The organism is Herpetosiphon gulosus (assembly GCF_039545135.1).
In the GTDB taxonomy this organism is placed as follows: domain Bacteria; phylum Chloroflexota; class Chloroflexia; order Chloroflexales; family Herpetosiphonaceae; genus Herpetosiphon; species Herpetosiphon gulosus.
The window spans coordinates 102,730-120,250 of record NZ_BAABRU010000008.1 but is presented as its reverse complement, the minus strand read 5'-3'; the positions used below and the strand labels follow the sequence as shown (position 1 = coordinate 120,250).

General features: G+C 48.9%; 17 protein-coding genes and 1 riboswitch. Of the genes, 8 read left to right on the top strand and 9 right to left on the bottom strand.

The annotated features are described in order from the left end of the window. The first annotated feature begins 246 nt into the window (after positions 1 to 246). Together ABEB26_RS12630 and ABEB26_RS12625 are read left to right on the top strand one after the other, a co-directional pair. The gene (locus tag ABEB26_RS12630; RefSeq protein WP_345722372.1) at positions 247 to 1,170 is read left to right on the top strand and encodes a phosphotransferase family protein; all 924 of its coding nucleotides are present in this window, start codon (positions 247 to 249) and stop codon (positions 1,168 to 1,170) included. Continuing rightward, positions 1,167 to 2,600: a hypothetical protein gene (locus tag ABEB26_RS12625; RefSeq protein WP_345722371.1), complete on the top strand. Its 1,434-nt coding sequence runs from the start codon at positions 1,167 to 1,169 to the stop codon at positions 2,598 to 2,600. The genes ABEB26_RS12630 and ABEB26_RS12625 overlap by 4 nt, the downstream gene beginning before the upstream one ends. On the opposite strand, the gene ABEB26_RS12620 is transcribed toward ABEB26_RS12625, so the two are convergent. Genes ABEB26_RS12620 through ABEB26_RS12610 form a run of 3 tightly spaced genes read right to left on the bottom strand, consistent with a single transcriptional unit; the run spans position 2,597 to position 3,560 of the window. Continuing rightward, a complete protein-coding gene (locus ABEB26_RS12620; protein WP_345722370.1) occupies positions 2,597 to 2,902 on the bottom strand; it encodes a hypothetical protein in 306 nt (101 codons plus the stop codon). The genes ABEB26_RS12625 and ABEB26_RS12620 overlap by 4 nt on opposite strands. Next, complete coding sequence (locus tag ABEB26_RS12615) at positions 2,902 to 3,198, bottom strand: hypothetical protein (protein WP_345722369.1); 297 nt, start codon at positions 3,196 to 3,198, stop codon at positions 2,902 to 2,904. Before ABEB26_RS12615 ends, ABEB26_RS12620 begins: the two co-directional genes overlap by 1 nt. 50 nt (positions 3,199 to 3,248) lie before the next feature. Next, complete coding sequence (locus ABEB26_RS12610) at positions 3,249 to 3,560, bottom strand: hypothetical protein (RefSeq protein ID WP_345722368.1); 312 nt, start codon at positions 3,558 to 3,560, stop codon at positions 3,249 to 3,251. 79 nt (positions 3,561 to 3,639) lie between these two features. On the opposite strand from ABEB26_RS12610, the gene ABEB26_RS12605 reads away from it, so the two are divergent. Beyond that, positions 3,640 to 4,131, top strand: a complete 492-nt coding sequence (locus tag ABEB26_RS12605; RefSeq protein ID WP_345722367.1) for a hypothetical protein — start codon at positions 3,640 to 3,642, stop codon at positions 4,129 to 4,131. Here the strand turns inward: ABEB26_RS12605 and ABEB26_RS12600 are convergent. From ABEB26_RS12600 to aceB, 3 genes are all read right to left on the bottom strand, one after another. After that, positions 4,103 to 4,615, bottom strand: a complete 513-nt coding sequence (locus ABEB26_RS12600) for a shikimate kinase (RefSeq protein WP_345722366.1) — start codon at positions 4,613 to 4,615, stop codon at positions 4,103 to 4,105. The two genes, ABEB26_RS12605 and ABEB26_RS12600, sit on opposite strands and share 29 nt — an antisense overlap. 349 nt (positions 4,616 to 4,964) lie before the next feature. Further along, positions 4,965 to 6,257, bottom strand: a complete 1,293-nt coding sequence (aceA, locus tag ABEB26_RS12595; RefSeq protein WP_345722365.1) for an isocitrate lyase — start codon at positions 6,255 to 6,257, stop codon at positions 4,965 to 4,967. A gap of 168 nt (positions 6,258 to 6,425) precedes the next feature. Further along, positions 6,426 to 8,018, bottom strand: coding sequence for a malate synthase A (gene aceB, locus ABEB26_RS12590; protein ID WP_345722364.1), 1,593 nt, complete (start codon positions 8,016 to 8,018; stop codon positions 6,426 to 6,428). A gap of 451 nt (positions 8,019 to 8,469) precedes the next feature. Between aceB and ABEB26_RS12585 the strand changes: the two genes are divergently transcribed. Next, positions 8,470 to 10,104: an extracellular catalytic domain type 1 short-chain-length polyhydroxyalkanoate depolymerase gene (locus tag ABEB26_RS12585; protein WP_345722362.1), complete on the top strand. Its 1,635-nt coding sequence runs from the start codon at positions 8,470 to 8,472 to the stop codon at positions 10,102 to 10,104. A gap of 59 nt (positions 10,105 to 10,163) precedes the next feature. Here ABEB26_RS12585 and ABEB26_RS12580 read toward each other — a convergent pair whose 3' ends face one another. From ABEB26_RS12580 to msrA, 3 genes are all read right to left on the bottom strand, one after another. Beyond that, on the bottom strand, positions 10,164 to 10,631 hold the full coding sequence (locus tag ABEB26_RS12580; RefSeq protein ID WP_345722361.1) for a hypothetical protein: 468 nt from the start codon (positions 10,629 to 10,631) through the stop codon (positions 10,164 to 10,166). Between the two features lie 84 nt (positions 10,632 to 10,715). Further along, a complete protein-coding gene (locus ABEB26_RS12575) occupies positions 10,716 to 11,567 on the bottom strand; it encodes an MmyB family transcriptional regulator (RefSeq protein WP_345722360.1) in 852 nt (283 codons plus the stop codon). A gap of 370 nt (positions 11,568 to 11,937) precedes the next feature. After that, a complete protein-coding gene (msrA, locus tag ABEB26_RS12570) occupies positions 11,938 to 12,480 on the bottom strand; it encodes a peptide-methionine (S)-S-oxide reductase MsrA (RefSeq protein WP_345722359.1) in 543 nt (180 codons plus the stop codon). A gap of 204 nt (positions 12,481 to 12,684) precedes the next feature. Then, positions 12,685 to 12,797: riboswitch (SAM riboswitch) on the top strand. Positions 12,798 to 12,865: 68 nt separating this feature from the next. Between msrA and ABEB26_RS12565 the strand changes: the two genes are divergently transcribed. The 4 genes from ABEB26_RS12565 (at position 12,866) to ABEB26_RS12550 (ending at position 17,250) form a co-directional block, all read left to right on the top strand. Continuing rightward, positions 12,866 to 13,570 (top strand): phosphoadenylyl-sulfate reductase, encoded by a 705-nt coding sequence (locus tag ABEB26_RS12565; RefSeq protein WP_345722358.1) that lies wholly within the window; start codon positions 12,866 to 12,868, stop codon positions 13,568 to 13,570. 98 nt (positions 13,571 to 13,668) lie between these two features. Then, complete coding sequence (gene sat, locus ABEB26_RS12560; RefSeq protein WP_345722357.1) at positions 13,669 to 14,820, top strand: sulfate adenylyltransferase; 1,152 nt, start codon at positions 13,669 to 13,671, stop codon at positions 14,818 to 14,820. Between the two features lie 217 nt (positions 14,821 to 15,037). Continuing rightward, complete coding sequence (gene cysC / locus ABEB26_RS12555) at positions 15,038 to 15,592, top strand: adenylyl-sulfate kinase (protein ID WP_345722356.1); 555 nt, start codon at positions 15,038 to 15,040, stop codon at positions 15,590 to 15,592. Further along, positions 15,589 to 17,250: a nitrite/sulfite reductase gene (locus ABEB26_RS12550; protein ID WP_345722355.1), complete on the top strand. Its 1,662-nt coding sequence runs from the start codon at positions 15,589 to 15,591 to the stop codon at positions 17,248 to 17,250. The genes cysC and ABEB26_RS12550 overlap by 4 nt, the downstream gene beginning before the upstream one ends. The last annotated feature ends 271 nt before the right edge of the window (positions 17,251 to 17,521 follow it).

Sequence of the window (17,521 nt, the reverse complement as noted above, 5' to 3'; positions counted from 1 at the left end):
AACAATAGCTATTCGTAGATTAAGTTTTAACGCAGAGGCGCGGAGAGTAAGGATGAAGGATGAGGGATAAAAGCAAACGTAAAAGGCAGAAAGGTCGAGTCTAGTGGCTATGGTTCAGCTATTTGGCATCGCAGAATAATCAAATCCATCTGTGTCAATCTGTGGCTAAAAAATCCTTCGTGCGCTTCGTGGATCAATCAGGGTACAATCAATTTGGAGCACTACTCAATTATTGGAGAACGTTTGATGCAGATTGATCCAGCATTAGCTCAAGCGATTGAGGCCAATTCCGGCTTTGAATTGGCCCAAGTGGAGTTTATCGGGGCAGGTTGGTTTGCCCAAGCCTATCGATTTTGCAGCCAAGCCAAGCACTATGTTGTGCGGATTAGCAAGTATTACAACGATTTCTTAAAGGATGTCTACGCCTACCAGCATTGGGGCCAACAGCTGCCAATTCCAGCAATTCTGGCGCATGGTCAATTTGCTGATGGCTGGGCCTACGCGATTAGCCCGCATGTTGCAGGCCAAACAATTGTCTCACTCGAAGCAGCAGAACTCAGGCAGATTCAGCCAGCACTCTTTAAAAGTTTGCATCAACTGCATCAACTTAAGCTAGGATCAGTCACTGGATGGGGTTCGGTCAACAGTCAAGGCCATGGCCGCTATCAATCATGGGCTGAAGAAGTTTTAGATATTGGCAACTACAAATTTGATTTTGATTGGCACGATTGGATTAAGCGCGACGATCAAACTGGGCTTTTGTTACGCCAAGGCTATCGCGTAATGGAACAATTGCTAGGCTCTATCAACCCTGAACGGCATTTAATTCATCGTGATTTTGGCTTTGATAATGTGCTCTGTCAGCCGCCAACAATTGTGGCGGTGCTCGATTGGGCCGATTTTGGCTATGGCGATTGGGTTTATGATATTGCCCAGCAAAGTTGTTATGGTCAAGCTGAAATCTATTTACAGTCATGGCTCAAATTTGCCCAGCACCACGATCTAATTCCTGATAATTTTGAAAAGCGTTTGCACTGCTATTGGCTGCGGATGAATTTGACCGATTTGATTGTGTCGCAGTTGCGCAACGATTGGCAGTGGCAACGTGAAATTGTGGCAGAATTAAGCTGGTTAATTGAAAATCCTGTGGTAGTGAGGCTAGATGAATGAAGATCACCACAAGTCAAGAGCTTATCGGCTGGCATCGGTATCTTGAGCAATTGGGGCCACGGCTAACTGGCAGCGAGGCTCATCAGGCCTTTATTGAATTTTTGGCAGCAGAATTAACCAACTTAGGCTGTGAGGTTCAGCGTGATCGTTATTATTTTACCCGTTGGCAGGCCCAAAATTGGAATTTAGCCCTGCTTGATGGCGCTGACAACGAAACCAACATTCCCTGTAGCTTTTACTATCCATATTCTGGTTGTACGCCGCCTGAGGGTATCGTCGGCGAATTGGTTGATTGTGGCAAAAGCCCTGGTAATTTTCAGCAAGCCGCTGGCAAAATTGCCTTGGTTGAAGTGGCAGTTCCGGCCTTACCAACCATGCTGTTTCTGCATCCAACTAAATTTGCCCAAGCCCAACAATTGCCCAAACTGCTGCGAAACCCAACGCTTGGCTCGTTTCTGACTGGCCCAAATTTAGCCGCCGCCAAACAAGCTGGAGTAAAAGGCGTAATCTGCATTTGGTCGAAAATCTCAGCGGCCAATGCCGATGCCCAATATTTGCCCTTCACCACCAGCTATCAAGCTTGTCCAGCACTTTGGGTCAATCACACAGTTGGCCAACAACTCAACCGGGCAGTCGGCCAACAAATTCGTTTCACCCTCGAAGCGACGCTTACCGAACAATGTCCAACTGATAGCTTGTATGTGGTTTTGCCAGGCCAAGCATCTAGCGAAAGTATTTTGATTAATACCCATACCGATGGGCCGAACGCGCCTGAGGAAAATGGCGCACTGGGTTTATTGGCATTAGTGCGTTGGTTCAAACAACAGCAGCATCAACGTAATTTAATTTTTATTTTTGCCACAGGCCATTTTCAATTGCCGCAACTTGGCAAGCATGGCCAAGCTACCAGCACTTGGCTGGCCGAGCACCCCGAATTGTGGAACGGCCAGCAGTGGAGGGCGATTGCAGGTGTGACCTTGGAGCATTTGGGCTGTACTGAATGGCTTGATAATCGGGCATTAAGCGATTATCAACCAAGCCAGCAACCCGAAATTGAGTTGACCTATACCACTAGCCCAATGCTAGAGCAACTCTACTACACCGCATTGTTGCAACGCACCAAACAGCGCGTGCTCACAATTATGCCAATCAATGAAATTTATTTTGGCGAGGGCGAGCCATTCTACAAAGCCAATATTCCGACGATTTCGCTGATTCCAGCGCCCAATTATTTATGTGCCACGCCCAGCAACGCCGCAATCGATAAACTCGATTTTGATTTGATGCAGCAACAAATCGAAACCTTCGCCCGCGTGATCAAGCTGATTGATCAGACCAGCACCAGCCAATTGGGGGTAGCTGAGCCACAGCCATTTAGCCTTGTTGGCAGCCTTTTCCGGCGGATGGTTGGAGCCAATCAGGGTCATTAAACCACCACAGCTTCACATTCGATATATTCAATTTCAAAGTAGGGGGCATAGCAACAAACCCATGCTTGGCGCTGCGCCCCTTGTTCATTCAATATATCTAGCAAGAAAACCTGATTTTGACGGCGATCGCGGCCATCAAACGGGCCAAAATCCAAATAGCAACGCCTTTGGCTTATAATTTGATACTGATGTTCTTCAGCCCAAGCCTTGATCAATTGCTTAATTGCCTGCGATTGCTTGATACTCAAATACAGGCCAAGGACAGCAATCAAACCCAGCATAAATGGCACAACATACAGCATTATTCAACTTCCAAATCGATTTCATAATTGCCAAAGAAATAGCCACGGTAGCGCAGCCAACCAGCAATCGGCTGGCCTGCTTGATCACGTAATTCAATTTTATACACCTGATCGTTTTCGCCAGTGCGCCAGAGAAATGGCCCTAAACTGAGCCAAGGTCGCTTTATTTCAACAATTTGATAGCGCTGGCCCAACGCCCAGGCTTCAATATGTTCGTTGCGCTTGAGAATTTGATACCGCCCAAGCAAGAATGCCCCACTCACCACAGCCAACGTCGCTAAAACATACACAATCATAACAATCCTTCCTTTACACTTGCTCTCAATACGTTAATCCCGATCGTTGGTTACCCATCAAAGCGTACATCAAGTTGATCGGAGAATAGGCCGCTAATCCAGCCACCGCAACGCACCCAGATCGCCCGCGCCATTCCTTGTGGATCAATCACATCGACATAGAATACTGTATGATACTTACCAGAACGCCAGAAGAACGGGCCACGCCGCAACCAACGTTGCTCCAAGGCGATAATTCGATAGCCATTTGTAGCAGCCCATTGCTGAATTAATTGCACTGAACGTTTATGCTCAAACACATGCCAAGCGATAATCAGGCCCAAGAAACCAACAAATATCAGAAATGGCAAAAACGAATCCATGATTAATCCTTTCATACTCTCAGAACGTAGAATGGTTATACTATAGGCTGTACGTGCTGGTGCATGTGGAGTTGCAAACATGAGCAATGAGCTATTTCTACGCCGCAAATGGACGTTTAAGGCCCATGGTTCACAGGTGGTGATGATTAAACGCCCAGTCGAATCGAGTGAACATGTGATCATGAAGGCATTAATTTGGGCTTTGTATTTGCCCAGTTATCCTGAGGCACGGGTTGAAACCCCAATCGGCCTGCGCTATAAGCCCGATGTGATTGCGCTCGATTGCCAAGGGTTACCAAGTGTTTGGGGCGAGGCCGGCCATGTGGGGATGGATAAACTGGAAACCTTGCTCAAGCGCTATCGCCAAACTCATTTTGTGTTTGCCAAATGGGACAGCAACTTGGAGCCATTGGCTCAAGTGGTTGGCGAACTGACGAGCAGCATCAAACGTTCAGCCCCAATTGATCTGCTTTCGATCCCAGCAGATAGTGGCGAGCGGTTCTTCGGCGCTGATGGCACCATTACGGTTGAACATAGCCAGATTAATTATCGGCGTTTAACGCGGCCATAATTTGGCTGACGGTGTGTTCGTGATCTTCGCCAGTGCAATCTACGGTAATATTGGCAAATTGTTGATAAAGTGGCACGCGCTCGGCATATAAATCGGCAAAACTTTGGCCTGGCTGCATGACAATGCCCCGTGAATCCATATCGGTAATCCTTGGCAACAGCTCATCTAATTCAATTGAAAGATAGACAATTGTGCCAAGCCGCTGGAAATTAGCCATAGCATCGGGGCTATAGATCACGCTGCCGCCCGTCGCTACCACATATTGATCAAGCTCTAGTTCGGCACAATATTGATTTTCGACCGCACAAAATTGCTCAGCCCCCAGTCGTTCGAGAATATCAATCAAGCGGCCATGTTGGCGGGTTTGAATCACCACATCGGTATCGATAAAATCAAATACCAAAGCTTTGGCCAATAAAATGCCTAATGTACTTTTGCCCGAGCCAGGCATGCCAATTAAAATCACATTGCGATGCTGCGCCATTGCCAAATCTCCAAAACATAAGCGAGGGCTGTATTATACGCTAAGCAGCGTAAACACAAAAAAGCTCGCACCGCGATCAGGGAGGGATCGGCGCGGTGCGAGCAATGCAGGGTGTTTACCATCGCAAAGCCGGCTCACTGGCTTCGCAATAGTCGCAGATCGAGTAGGATTCAGGGGCTAGGGATCAGGGGTCAGTTTGGCTATAGGCGCTAGGCTATCGGAATTATTGCAATACCACAAAATGTTCCGATAGCCCATAGCCTTCAGCCAAAAGCCATCTATGTTCTATGTTCTATTCCCAACCCCTAAATCCTACTATTCATCCTTCATCCCTCTTCCCTCATACTTTCTAATGGGCTCCAACAAATTGTTCGTGCTCGGTCGAGCCGCTCAAAGCGGTGGTCGATGACATCCCACCTGAAACTGCTTGAGCTACCAAATCGAAGTAGCCAGTGCCAACTTCGCGTTGGTGCTTGACGGCGGTATAGCCTTCGCTTTCGCGGTTGAATTCAGCTTGTTGCAATTGGACATAGGCGCTCATGCCTTGGTCGCGATAGCCTGTTGCCAAATCGAACATGCTGTAGTTCAAGGCGTGGAAGCCAGCCAAGGTGATGAATTGGAACTTGTAACCCATCGCACCAAGTTCACTTTGGAACTTAGCAATCGTGGCATCATCCAAGTTGCGCTTCCAGTTGAACGATGGCGAGCAGTTGTAGGCCAACAATTTGCCTGGATATTGAGCATGGATCGCTTCAGCAAATTTCCGCGCTTCTTCCAAATCTGGGGTTGAGGTTTCACACCAGATCAAGTCGGCATATGGAGCATAGGCCAAGCCACGGGCAATTGCTGAATCGATCCCACCGCGAATACAGAAGAAGCCTTCGGGGGTGCGTTCGCCTGTACAAAACTCGCGGTCACGTGGATCAACGTCGCTGGTCAAGAGGTATGCACCATTGGCATCGGTACGAGCGACGACCAAAGTTGGTACGTCCATCACGTCGGCGGCCAAGCGGGCAGCTTGCAGCGTGCGAATAAAGTGGCTGGTTGGGATCAAGACTTTGCCGCCCAAGTGGCCACATTTCTTTTCTGATGATAATTGATCTTCAAAGTGCACCCCAGCCGCGCCAGCTTCGATCATGGCCTTCATCATTTCAAAGGCATTCAGTGGGCCACCAAAGCCAGCTTCAGCATCGGCAACAATTGGCGCAAACCAGTACGTGCCATCTTTTGCTTCTGAATGATAAATTTGGTCGCAGCGTTGCAAGGTTTGGTTGATGCGCTTGACGACTTGGGGCACACTGTTAGCGGGATACAAGCTTTGATCGGGATACATTTGCCCAGCCATATTGGCATCGGCGGCCACCTGCCAGCCACTCAAGTAAATCGCCTTCAAGCCAGCTTTGACCATCTGCATCGCTTGATTACCAGTCAGCGCACCCAACGCATGCACGTAATCTTCGCTGTGTAAGAGATCCCACAAGCGTTCAGCACCCATGCGAGCTAAAGTTTGCTCAATAATGACTGAACCGCGCAAGCGCACAACATCTTCGGCTGTGTAATCGCGCTGAATCCCCTGCCAACGTGCGTCCGTTGCCCAACCCCGTTCCAGTTCTGTTGTTGAGATACCGTTCGTGGTGTTCATGGCTGACTCCTTTGTCAAATTACAATAGTGGCTATTCATTACAATCGCTCAAAGCGCTTGGGCAACGTCGCCAAGGTAATGAAAATCAAGAATCTATCCCAGCGTAGGATTGCAGGTTTTGGTCATTGTTGTTTGATGCCAGCGCCTGCAAGCTGCCAATTAATTCATTTAATCGATTTGTTCGTAAGCGGGAAGCGTGAGAAATTCGGTAAAGTTTGGGTTAGCAACCAGTTGATCAAACAATTGGCTAGCCCGATCATAATGACCGTTGCGATAGCGTTCTGCGCCAACTTCTTGTTCGATATTGGCCAGTTCTTCGACGATCAACTTGCGCACCCAATCGAGGGTGATTTTGCGAAAATCCTCGGTGATGCCATTGGGTTGATGCACCCATTGCCAAACTTGAGCACGGGAGATTTCAGCAGTCGCTGCATCTTCCATCAAGTTGTAGAGCGGCACGCAGCCTAAACCACCAAGCCAGGCTTCGATATATTGGATGCCAACGCTGATATTTTTGCGCAAGCCTTGCTCGGTAATCGGCGCTGATGGCTCGAAGCGCAGCAAATCATCGGCAGTAATTTCAACCTCAAGTTGCTTGCCAATTTGGTTAGCTTCAGGCATCAAGGCATCAAAGGCAGCCTTGGCCAAAGGAACCAAACCTGGGTGAGCGACCCAAGTACCGTCGTGACCGTCGCGGGCTTCACGCTCTTTATCGGCTTGCACTTTAGCGAGGGCTTCAGCATTGGCTTGAGCATCGTGCTTGATTGGAATTTGAGCAGCCATCCCACCCATCGCGTGAGCGCCACGGCGATGGCAGGTTTTGATCGCCAGCAATGAATATGAGCGCATAAAGCGTGAGGTCATCGTTACCAAAGCCCGATCAGCCAGCACAAAATGTTGTAATTTGGCAAATTTCTTGATGCAGCTGAAGATGTAATCCCAGCGGCCACAGTTTAGGCCAGCCGAATGGTCGCGCAATTCATACAGAATTTCGTCCATCTCGAAAGCTGCCAAAATTGTTTCAATCAAGACAGTTGCCTTGATCGAGCCATGGGGCAAGCCGAGCTGCTTTTGGGCAAACACGAACACATCATTCCACAAACGGGCTTCACGATGGCTTTCGAGTTTTGGCAGATAGAAGTAAGGAGCAGAGCCACGTTCGAGCAAGGTTTTGGCATTGTGGAATAAATACAAGCCAAAGTCGAACAAACCACCAGCCAAGGGTTCGCCATCAACCGTGACATGTTTTTCGAGCAAGTGCCAACCGCGAGGCCGCACAAACAACACTGCCACCTGTTCGTTTAAACGATAGGCCTTGCCAGCTTCGTTGGTGAAGCTAATCGTCCGATTGACCGCATCGCGCAAGTTCAATTGGCCGCTGACCAGGTTATCCCAGCTTGGAGTGGTCGCATCTTCACAGTCGGCCATGAAGACATTGGCTCCAGAGTTGAGTGCATTGATGATCATTTTGCGATCGATTGGCCCAGTAATTTCCACGCGACGATTACGAATCTCATCGGGGATGGGCGCAATTTGCCAGTCGCTAGCACGAATATGGGCAGTTTCAGCGAGAAAATCAGGGGTTTCGCCTGCATCAAGCCGGCTTTGGCGTTCCACTCGTCCGAGCAATAAGTCGCGGCGAGTTTGGTCAAAGGTGCGATGCAAGGCAGCTAAGAAGTGTAGAGCTGGTTCCGTCAACAATTCCGCCGCAGCGGGGGTGATAGGGGCGTTGATTTTCACGCCATGTTGCCGATCGGTCATGCGGGCGTTCCTTTCCGGTGCGTCACCATCGACGTAGGATTGGTGCATGGATTCTGGTAAAAACAGGCTTACTAGATAATTTTTTACATCCAGCGAATATTCACTGAATGAAGAATATCACAATGTCTTCTAGCTGTCAAGCGAATATTCGCTAGCAGAAAATTTAGTGTATTTAGATAATCTATGAAAAGTTTGAAAGCCGAAACCACGAAGGATGCGAAGAGCGCGAAGGCTGATTTTTAGCCACGAATTACACGAATTTCACCAATTATCCTTTTCATCCCGACCGCTATGCTATCTCAGGTTCCTGAACCCTAACCCCTGACCACTGGCCTCTACTCCCGCTCCCCAACAGGTGTAACTCAGTTGTAACTGCTTGCTGTTATGCTTAAACTCCTTCCTGCCCCATTGCCCACAGCGCCCAACTAGTTTCAATCAAAGGAGATTGCTCATGAAACGAGGATGGCTGATCGTTCTACTCTTACTTGGTCTTTTGGCAAGTTTTTGGAGTCCGCAGGCGGCTAGTGCTGGTCAATGGGTTACAGGGTCGGTTACAACAAGTGCTGGCTCACGCAACTACAAATTATGGGTTCCTACCAATTATTCGGCGACAACTCCCACAGCCTTGGTGGTGATGCTGCATGGTTGTACCCAAACGCCCGATGATTTTGCCCGTGGCACTGAAATTAATGCCTTGGCTGATAGCCAGACATTTTTGGTGCTCTACCCTGAGCAACCAACCAGCAGCAATACCAATCGTTGCTGGCAATGGTGGGATTCACAGCACCAAGCGCGAGGAACTGGCGAGCCAAGCATCATCGCCGCAATGGTTAGCACAATTCAAGCGAGTTATAACGTTGATCCAAGTCGGCGCTATATTACAGGAATTTCGGCTGGCGCGGCGATGAGCGTGATCATGGGCGCGACCTATCCCGATATTTTTTCGGCAATTGGCGTGGTTGGCGGCTTGGAATATAAGGCTGCTACGAGTGTGCTGAACGTTTCGACGGCCATGCAATCGGGCGGCCCCAACCCCGAATCACAAGGTTTGGCAGCCTATCAAGCAATTAGCGCACGCTCGAATTTGGTGCGGGTGATAGTGGTTCATGGCACGGCAGACAGTGTCGTTACGCCGATCAACGGTCAACAAGTTGTGCAGCAATGGCTTACAACCAATGATTATCTTGATGATACCCAACGCAATAATTCGGTCGATGCCACGGTTGATCAGACCATTGCGGGCACTGTGCCTGGTGGTCGAAGCTACACGCGCACAATCTACAATAATGCGCTTAATCAACCAATTATTGAGCATTGGGCAGTCAACGGAATGGGTCATGCCTGGTCGGGTGGCAGCAGCGCTGGCTCGTACACCGACCCCCAAGGACCAAAAGCAACCAATGAATTTTGGCGTTTTTTTAGCCAAACCGCAGCTAACCCAACCCCAACCGTTACGCCAGCACCAAGCGTGACCAGCGTTCCGCCAACAGCAACGCCGATTAATCCGACAGCAACACCTCTTGTTCCCAGCCCAACGCCTAGCAATGGTCAAAATTTGCAGTTTCCGTCGTGGGGTTTGGAAGATGGCCTAGTTGCCCAAACCAGCTTGGGAGGTTATATATTAATTCCAAGTATGTATGTTGGCGATAGTGGCAGCACTAGCCTGCGCGGGATGCTCTCATTTGATACCTCGGCGATTCCCGATGGAGCGACGATTACCAGCGTAAACTTGACCTTGGCGTATGAGCAAAGTGCGATCGGCACACCTTGGACAGGGCTAGGAGCTTTGGTTGGTGACCTAAATCGCGGTTGTTTGAATTTGACATGTTATCTTGAATTAAGTGACTTTGCTGCGGCCACCACCGCCAACAATTCTATGAGCTTTCAGCAAACCCCTAATGGACTCAATGGTACTGCTAGTGCAGCAGGATTAAACGCAATCAACAAACAAGGTCGGACGCAAATTCGGCTACGCTTTGAAAATCTGACCAATGGCAATGTTCAAGCCGATTATTTACGAATTGCTGGCGGCGAGGCAATGCTAACTAGTTATCGTCCAGTGCTCACCGTAACCTATCAGCCTTAAATTAAAAATAAAGAAAGCGCCTCATTTACAATGATGAGGAGCTTTCTCTATTACGTATGTTAATCTCTTACGGGTAAGTCATAGATTGGCCAATAGTTAAAATAAGGAACTTCAAGTCTATAACGAGTGGTAGGCAAAATATTGGTAGCAACCTTGATGAATTTATTATTTGGACAGATTCGTTGCCAATCTGTTAGGTAAACCGTTTGTGGTGGCTCAATGTTCTTGGTCAACAAACGGACCCTAATTGACATACAATAAGGAGGTTTAACTTTAATTGCCGAATTTTTTAAACAACCAACCGTATAAATATCATCAGAACTCCAATACTGTTCAGTTGGTGTATTACGATACATTGCTATATCGATGCTTTTGGTAACCGGACAAGCACTCGATGCATCTGGAATTATATCCTCTTCGGCAATTTCATTTGGATCATTAGCAAAAATAGTGGAGGATGGTACTAACATACTACTAAAGAGCAATAAACCCAAACAAAGCCACCGGCTGACCCGACGATATGGCATTTGAACCTCCAAATAACTAACACAATTCACGGTATTATATTAATCTATATATGTATATTTTTCAAATCAAGGAGATGTTTAAGATTAATCGGGTTTAGTGCCGATTGCATCGACATAGGCATGAATTCGTGGGTAGGTGTAGGTGTCTGATTCGCTAATATAAATCGTGCGCAAGCCATAGACCAAATTATCGGTTTGGGTTTGGCTCAGCATATCGTGGGCTTTGGTAGTTGGGTCGATGCTCTGCCAAATTGTGACAAAATCGGGGAGTTGCATCAAATTAGCCACTTTTGCCTGATACCATGGTTCAAACAGACATGTGCGATTGGCTTGTTGAAAGCTATAGACGTAACTGCGGGCAACGCGCTCCCATTGTAAACCACCTTTATTTAGAAGCCTGCGAGCCGAATAATTGACTGGATCGAACATTAAATGCAAGATATTGCGATGCGCATGCGGAATTGCATCAAAACTAATGCCCAAAAATTGCTGAAATACTGGCTCCATTAATTGGTTAATCGCTAATACATCCCAAACTTGATTGACTAAAAAGGCTGGATAAAGCAAAATATCTAGTAAGCTTTGATATTGCGCCAGTTGAGCAGTTAGGGCAGCGCCGCTCAGAATATCTGGATCTTCAGCATAGCCAGCGCTACGCAATAGATGATTGCGCTCATGAATTGGGCATTCCAAGATGCTCGCAATTCCCCGCACCACATGTTCAGCTACTTGATTTTTGGCCCGTTGCTCCAAGAGCCGTTTATAGGTTGGGTATTCGGCCCAAATCGCTTGTTGACTAAATGGATTAGCCTGCTTTTTTTGCTTGGTATGCCAAAGTTGATCTTCGAAGCGGCGTTTGCGTTGAATACGGATACTTTCGGCAGCCTCAATAAAACTTGCATTAATTTGACTGGCACGATCCTTGGTGTTTGTCATAGAACAATATCCTTTTTCAAGGAGAAAGTAACTTTTTTGATGGTAGCAAGCCCTTGCATCAATGTCAAGCTTCCTATAAATCAAGGCAACACAACCCTAGACAAGTATCTAGGCGGATAGCGTCAATACTTGTATTCTACTGCTCAGAAGGTAGCCATATGCATTAGTTTGTGGGAGAGTCGGGAACATACAAACAGGGCTGGTATATGGGGTATACCAACCCTGTTTGTATTTAATAATGGATCAAGATTGTCGTCTACAAAGCGCAGGCAGAAACCCTACGGGGAATGAAACCGCCAAGAGCGCGAAGAGACGTTTTTAGCCACGAATTTCACAAATTCCACGAACGATTTCATCCTTCATCCTTATTCTACGATTTCCGCTGCTTGCTAAATTCCTTGCGAAATTTCTGCACCTTGGGCGAAACGACTGCCATACAATATGGTTGGAAGGGATTATGGGCAAAATATTCTTGGTGATAATCTTCGGCTTCGTAGTAATTGTTAATTGGTGTTACTTCAGTCACAATCGGGTCAGACCATTGACCGCTGGCATTTAATCCGGCAATCGTTTGCTCAGCCACCGCTTTTTGCTCAGGATCATGATAAAAGATCGCCGAGCGATATTGTGGCCCAACATCGTAGCCTTGCCGATTAAGCGTGGTTGGATCATGGATGGTAAAAAAGACATCCAAAATTTGGCTGAAATTAATCACGCTGGGATCATAGGTTAAGCGCACCACTTCGGCATGGCCAGTTTTTTTGCCGCAAATTTCCTCATAGGTTGGGTTGGCAACATGGCCGCCAGCATAGCCCGATTCAACCCTGATGATGCCTTGCAGATCATCAAAGACCGCTTCTAAGCACCAAAAACAGCCCCCGCCGAGGGTCGCCAAAGCATATTGTTGAGTCATTCAGTTAACTATCCTTGATTGCTATCGTTGCTAGCTAGAGAGCTAGGCAAATTAAAATTGACCATTAGAATGGGCTAAATCGCCCGTTGAACTCATCCGTAATTAAGTATACTCCAAATCTTGACTAAAATACGATAGAATAATTCTTGACTTTGTTTATCAAGTATGTTATATTCCTCACAGCTTAAAAAACTAAACCCGTTGCACTCATCCAGAGGGGCGGAGGGATCGGCCCGACGAAGCCCCAGCAACCATCCTTAACCTGATCAGTTAAGTTTAAGGTGCTAATTCCGACAGTGATGTCTGACAGATGAGCAGTAGCCCGTGACAGTCATGCCACGATCCCTACTCCTCGTCTGCCCAATATACAGATGAGGTTTTTTTTATGGTCATGCACGCAACCCTGCCAAGCCGTGAGGCTCTGACAGCACTCGATACTCAATTAACGAGCCAAACTCCTCAAGCAATTGTGCGTTGGGCTATCGATCACTATTTTCCTAATCTAGCCCTGACGTGTTCGTTTGGCGGTTCATCTGGCATGGTGTTGCTCGATATTGCGCTCAAAATTGAGCCAAACTTGCCAGTGCTGGTGCTCGACACAGGCTTGCTGTTCAGCGAAACCTACGCTTTGGTTGAGCAAATTGAAAAGCATTATGGCATTACGGTGCAATATTCGCGCCCACGCCAAACTGTGGCTGAACAAGCCGCCACCCACGGCCCCGAACTTTGGGGCAACAACCCCGATTTGTGCTGCAAACTACGCAAGGTCGAGCCGCTCAAAGATGTGCTGGCTCCCTACGATGCTTGGTTAACTGCGCTGCGGCGCGACCAAAGCAGCACACGGGCAAATACTCCAGTAGTTTCTTGGAATGAAAAACATCAATTGGTTAAAATTTGCCCCTTAGCCTTATGGACGGAGCGCGATATTTGGCGCTACATTCATGCCAATGGTGTTCCTTATAACCCATTGTTGGATCAAGGCTACACCAGCCTCGGATGTCACACTTGTACAAGCCACCCTGTGAACGGTGACCCACGCAGCGGGCGCTGGGCTGGCTTCAACAAAACCGAGTGTGGACTCCATATCTAAAATTCGATTTGTTCGTTATGTTATGTGTAATCAATGTTGATTAGCATAAAGGTGCCACTTTATGCTAGCTGCTATTATATGTTCGAGGGTGTGCTTCAATGGCTGTTCCATCATTAATCTTGCCTCACGGCGGTACGTTGGTCAATCGGATTCCTAGCGGTCTTTTACGCGAAAATTTGTTGCAATCGGCCCAAGATTTGCCACGAATTGTGCTCGATGAGCCACATCGCGCCGATCTCTTGATGATTGGGATTGGTTCGTATAGCCCCTTAACTGGTTTCTTGAATCGCCACGATTATAAGGCGGTCGTCGAAACTATGCACCTCAAAAATGGCTTGCCCTGGTCGATTCCGATTACCTTGCCAATTACCGAAGATCAAGCCTACGATTTGGTGCTTGATCAGCCAGTTGCATTAACTGATGAACAAGGTACGATTTTGGCAGTGCTCGAAGTTGAAGATATTTTCCCAGTGGATGTTGAACACGAAGCCCAACACGTGTATCGCACAACCGATGGCGCTCACCCAGGTGTTGCCCGTTTATATGCCGCCCCACGCTGGCGGGTTGGCGGGGCAATTTGGTTGTTGCAGGTTGAGCAAGGGGCATTTCCACACTTGCCACGTACTCCCCAAGAAGTGCGCCAATCGATCAGCGATGCTGGCTGGCGCACAGTCGTGGGCTTCCAAACCCGCAATCCGGTTCACCGCGCTCACGAATATATTCAAAAATGTGCCTTAGAAGTCGTCGATGGCTTGTTGCTACACCCCTTAGTTGGCACAACCAAAAGCGATGATGTGCCAGCGCCAGCCCGCGTGCGTTCCTACGAGCGCTTGCTGCGTGAATACTACCCCGCCAATCGGGTATTGCTGGGAGTTTTCCCTGCGCCAATGCGCTATGCTGGCCCACGCGAAGCGATTTTCCATGCCTTGAATCGCAAAAACTATGGTTGCACCCACTTCATTGTTGGCCGCGACCACGCTGGGGTTGGCAGTTACTACGGCACCTACGATGCCCAATATATTTTCAACGAATTTGATCCAGCAGCTTTAGGCATTACGCCGTTGTTCTTTGAACATACCTTCTACTGCCAACGCTGTGGCGCGATGGCCTCGGCCAAAACCTGCCCACACTCCAACGAACACCACGTTATTTTGAGTGGCACTGCCGTGCGGGCGCTCTTGTCACGCGGCGAATTGCCACCACCTGAGTTCAGCCGCCGTGAAGTTATCGAAGAATTGATCGCTGCGTGAATTGAGTTAAAGAACATAGAACATAGAGCATAGAACATCCCTCACCCCCTAGCCCCCTCTCCCGCCCAGCAGGCGAGGGGGAACCGATCCGACAGCACTCCCTTCTCCCGCCGCAGTGGGAGAGGGGCGGGGGGTAAGGGAACAAACAGCATCGACAATATAGGAATGAATTCATCCTTCATCCCTTATCTTTCACCCTTCCCATAAAGGATTTTCTATGAGTCAGGGATATATTATCTGGTTTACTGGTTTATCAGGCGCAGGCAAATCGACGATAGCGGCGGCTTTGGCCGAGGTGCTGCGCGAACGCGACCAACGGGTCGAGGTGCTTGATGGCGATGTTGTGCGCACCCATTTGAGCAAAGGTTTGGGCTTCTCGAAGGAAGATCGCGATACCAATGTGCGGCGCATCGGTTGGGTTTGTGATTTGGTTTCGCGCCATGGCGGAGTGGCAATTGCCGCCGCTATCTCGCCCTATCGCCAAACCCGCGAGGAAATTCGCGCCAGCACCGCTCGTTTTGTCGAAGTCTATATCGATTGCCCATTGGAAGTTTGTATCGACCGCGATGTCAAAGGCTTGTATGCCAAGGCGTTGGCTGGCGAAATTCCCCATTTCACTGGGGTCTCCGACCCATATGAACCACCAACCAATCCTGAGGTGGTGATTCCAAGCCACGCCGAATCGCTCGATGCTAGCGTTGCCCGCATTGTTAACACATTGGAAGAACTTGGCTATCTACCGACGGTTGCCGCCGTTGAGGAGGGCGCATGACTGCTACAACCCCAAAACTAAACCCAGTCGAACTGCAAAAACTTGAAAAAGATGGCTTGGCGGTACTTGAAGATATTTATCGCTACGCCCAAAGTGGCGATATCAATGAAGTTACCGAAAGCGATATGAACCGTTTCAAATGGTATGGTTTGTATCACGATAAGCCCAAAGATGGCTTTTTCATGTTGCGGGTGCGCTTACCTGGCGGAATCATGACCGCTGATCAAGCTGATGCAATTGTACAATTGGCAGAAACTGTTGCGCCTGGTCGGGTCGAAATTACCACCCGCCAAACCTTCCAATTGCATACGATTGCCTTGCGCGATATTCCAACCGTATTTGAAACCTTGGAAAGCGTTGGCCTTTCGTCGATTGAGGCTTGTGGTGATGTGCCGCGCAACGTTGTGAGTAGTCCAGTCGCTGGGATTGCTGCCGATGAGTGGATCGATCCACGGCCATTTTTCAAGGCACTCGACGAGCACTTTGCGTATAACACCGATTACTCAAACTTGCCCCGCAAGTATAAAGTTTCCGTGGCTGGTGGCGGACTTGATGCGACCCAAGCACCAATCAACGACCTTTCGTTCACCCCCGGACGCAAGGAAATTGATGGCGAGGTTGTGCTAGGCTACAACGTTTGGGTTGGTGGCGGGCTTTCACACGAACCCCATCTGGCCCAAAATATTGATGTATTTGTGCCAGCCGATCTCGATGCCGTGGTTGAAATTGCTCGCGCCATCACCTTGGTCTATCGCGATTTTGGCTACCGCGAAAAGCGCAACCATGCGCGGCTAAAATATCTGATCGCCGATTGGGGTGCAGAGCGCTTCCGCGAAGAAGTTGTGCGCTACCTTGGGCACCCCTTGGAACGGGCGGCAACCGATGTGCCACCAGCAGTTTACAGTGGCGATGTAGTTGGGGTATTTCGCCAAAAGCAGCCCAATCTCTACTGGGTTGGCTTGCTTGTACCAACAGGCCGCATCACGCCAGCTCAAATTCGCGAGGCTGCCCGTTTATCGCGTGAATATGGCCAAAGCGAAATTCGTCTGACCCACAGCCAAAATTTACTGTTGCCCTACATTCCTGAAGCGCGTTTGGATGGCTTGCTGGCCGAACCATTATTGCAAGAATTGCAGCCAAATGGCCCACGCATCCAACGCACGGTTGTTGCTTGTACTGGTTTGCCCTACTGCAACTTCGCCACCATCGAAACCAAAGAAGCTGCTTGGCAATTGTCCGGAGCCTTGGATCAAAAAGTTGAGCTTGATGTGCCGTTGCGCATCCATCTTTCGGCTTGTCCACACTCGTGCAGTCAGCATAGCATCGCCGATATTGGCTTGCAGGGCGGTGTAATTCGCAACCCTGATGGCAGCAAAAACAAGCTACCAGCCACCGATATTTTGCTTGGCGGAGCCTTGGGCGACGATGCAGCGATTGGCCGACGGGTGGCAACCAAAGTGCCATGGTCAGAATTGGCCGATCGTTTGGGCAACTTGGTGACCACCTATCAAGCCCAACGCACCAGCCCCGAGGATCAGTTCCGCCATTGGGCCAAGCGCCAAACCGACGACCAACTGCGAGTTTATCTTGGCTTTGGCGAGCCAGAAACCGAAGAAGGCGTGTGGACGGAAGAAGGCTCTTGGAATAAAGGCCGCTAGCAGTTTCCCTCACCCTTAGCCTGCAAGCGAGGGGAAGTTTACAAAGGTAGGTCTTTGGTGGGATTCATAGTCGATGAACGATCCCTCACCCCCTAGCCCCCTCTCCCACCCAGCAGGCGAGGGGGAACCACACCATCATGAATGGGGTGGAACGCCCCTCTCCCGCCGCAGTGGGAGAGGGGTCGGGGGTGAGGGATCGTTAAAACCTACCTTTGAAAGCGATAGCCTAGGGGTGAGGGCAATGATGGCGCAAATTCGATAAAAATCGGCT

What these genes read in the sequence shown, in the direction of transcription:
- ABEB26_RS12600 (WP_345722366.1), bottom strand. Translation starts at nt 4,615, where the DNA reads ATGGCGCAGCATCGCAATGTGATTTTAATTGGCATGCCTGGCTCGGGC.
- aceA (WP_345722365.1), bottom strand. Translation starts at nt 6,257, where the DNA reads ATGAACACCACGAACGGTATCTCAACAACAGAACTGGAACGGGGTTGG.
- ABEB26_RS12575 (WP_345722360.1), bottom strand. Translation starts at nt 11,567, where the DNA reads ATGACAAACACCAAGGATCGTGCCAGTCAAATTAATGCAAGTTTTATT.
- ABEB26_RS12605 (WP_345722367.1), top strand. Translation starts at nt 3,640, where the DNA reads ATGAGCAATGAGCTATTTCTACGCCGCAAATGGACGTTTAAGGCCCAT.
- ABEB26_RS12550 (WP_345722355.1), top strand. Translation starts at nt 15,589, where the DNA reads ATGACTGCTACAACCCCAAAACTAAACCCAGTCGAACTGCAAAAACTT.
- cysC (WP_345722356.1), top strand. Translation starts at nt 15,038, where the DNA reads ATGAGTCAGGGATATATTATCTGGTTTACTGGTTTATCAGGCGCAGGC.
- ABEB26_RS12630 (WP_345722372.1), top strand. Translation starts at nt 247, where the DNA reads ATGCAGATTGATCCAGCATTAGCTCAAGCGATTGAGGCCAATTCCGGC.
- msrA (WP_345722359.1), bottom strand. Translation starts at nt 12,480, where the DNA reads ATGACTCAACAATATGCTTTGGCGACCCTCGGCGGGGGCTGTTTTTGG.
- aceB (WP_345722364.1), bottom strand. Translation starts at nt 8,018, where the DNA reads ATGACCGATCGGCAACATGGCGTGAAAATCAACGCCCCTATCACCCCC.
- ABEB26_RS12610 (WP_345722368.1), bottom strand. Translation starts at nt 3,560, where the DNA reads ATGGATTCGTTTTTGCCATTTCTGATATTTGTTGGTTTCTTGGGCCTG.
- ABEB26_RS12625 (WP_345722371.1), top strand. Translation starts at nt 1,167, where the DNA reads ATGAAGATCACCACAAGTCAAGAGCTTATCGGCTGGCATCGGTATCTT.
- ABEB26_RS12620 (WP_345722370.1), bottom strand. Translation starts at nt 2,902, where the DNA reads ATGCTGTATGTTGTGCCATTTATGCTGGGTTTGATTGCTGTCCTTGGC.
- ABEB26_RS12580 (WP_345722361.1), bottom strand. Translation starts at nt 10,631, where the DNA reads ATGCCATATCGTCGGGTCAGCCGGTGGCTTTGTTTGGGTTTATTGCTC.
- ABEB26_RS12565 (WP_345722358.1), top strand. Translation starts at nt 12,866, where the DNA reads ATGGTCATGCACGCAACCCTGCCAAGCCGTGAGGCTCTGACAGCACTC.
- ABEB26_RS12585 (WP_345722362.1), top strand. Translation starts at nt 8,470, where the DNA reads ATGAAACGAGGATGGCTGATCGTTCTACTCTTACTTGGTCTTTTGGCA.
- ABEB26_RS12615 (WP_345722369.1), bottom strand. Translation starts at nt 3,198, where the DNA reads ATGATTGTGTATGTTTTAGCGACGTTGGCTGTGGTGAGTGGGGCATTC.
- sat (WP_345722357.1), top strand. Translation starts at nt 13,669, where the DNA reads ATGGCTGTTCCATCATTAATCTTGCCTCACGGCGGTACGTTGGTCAAT.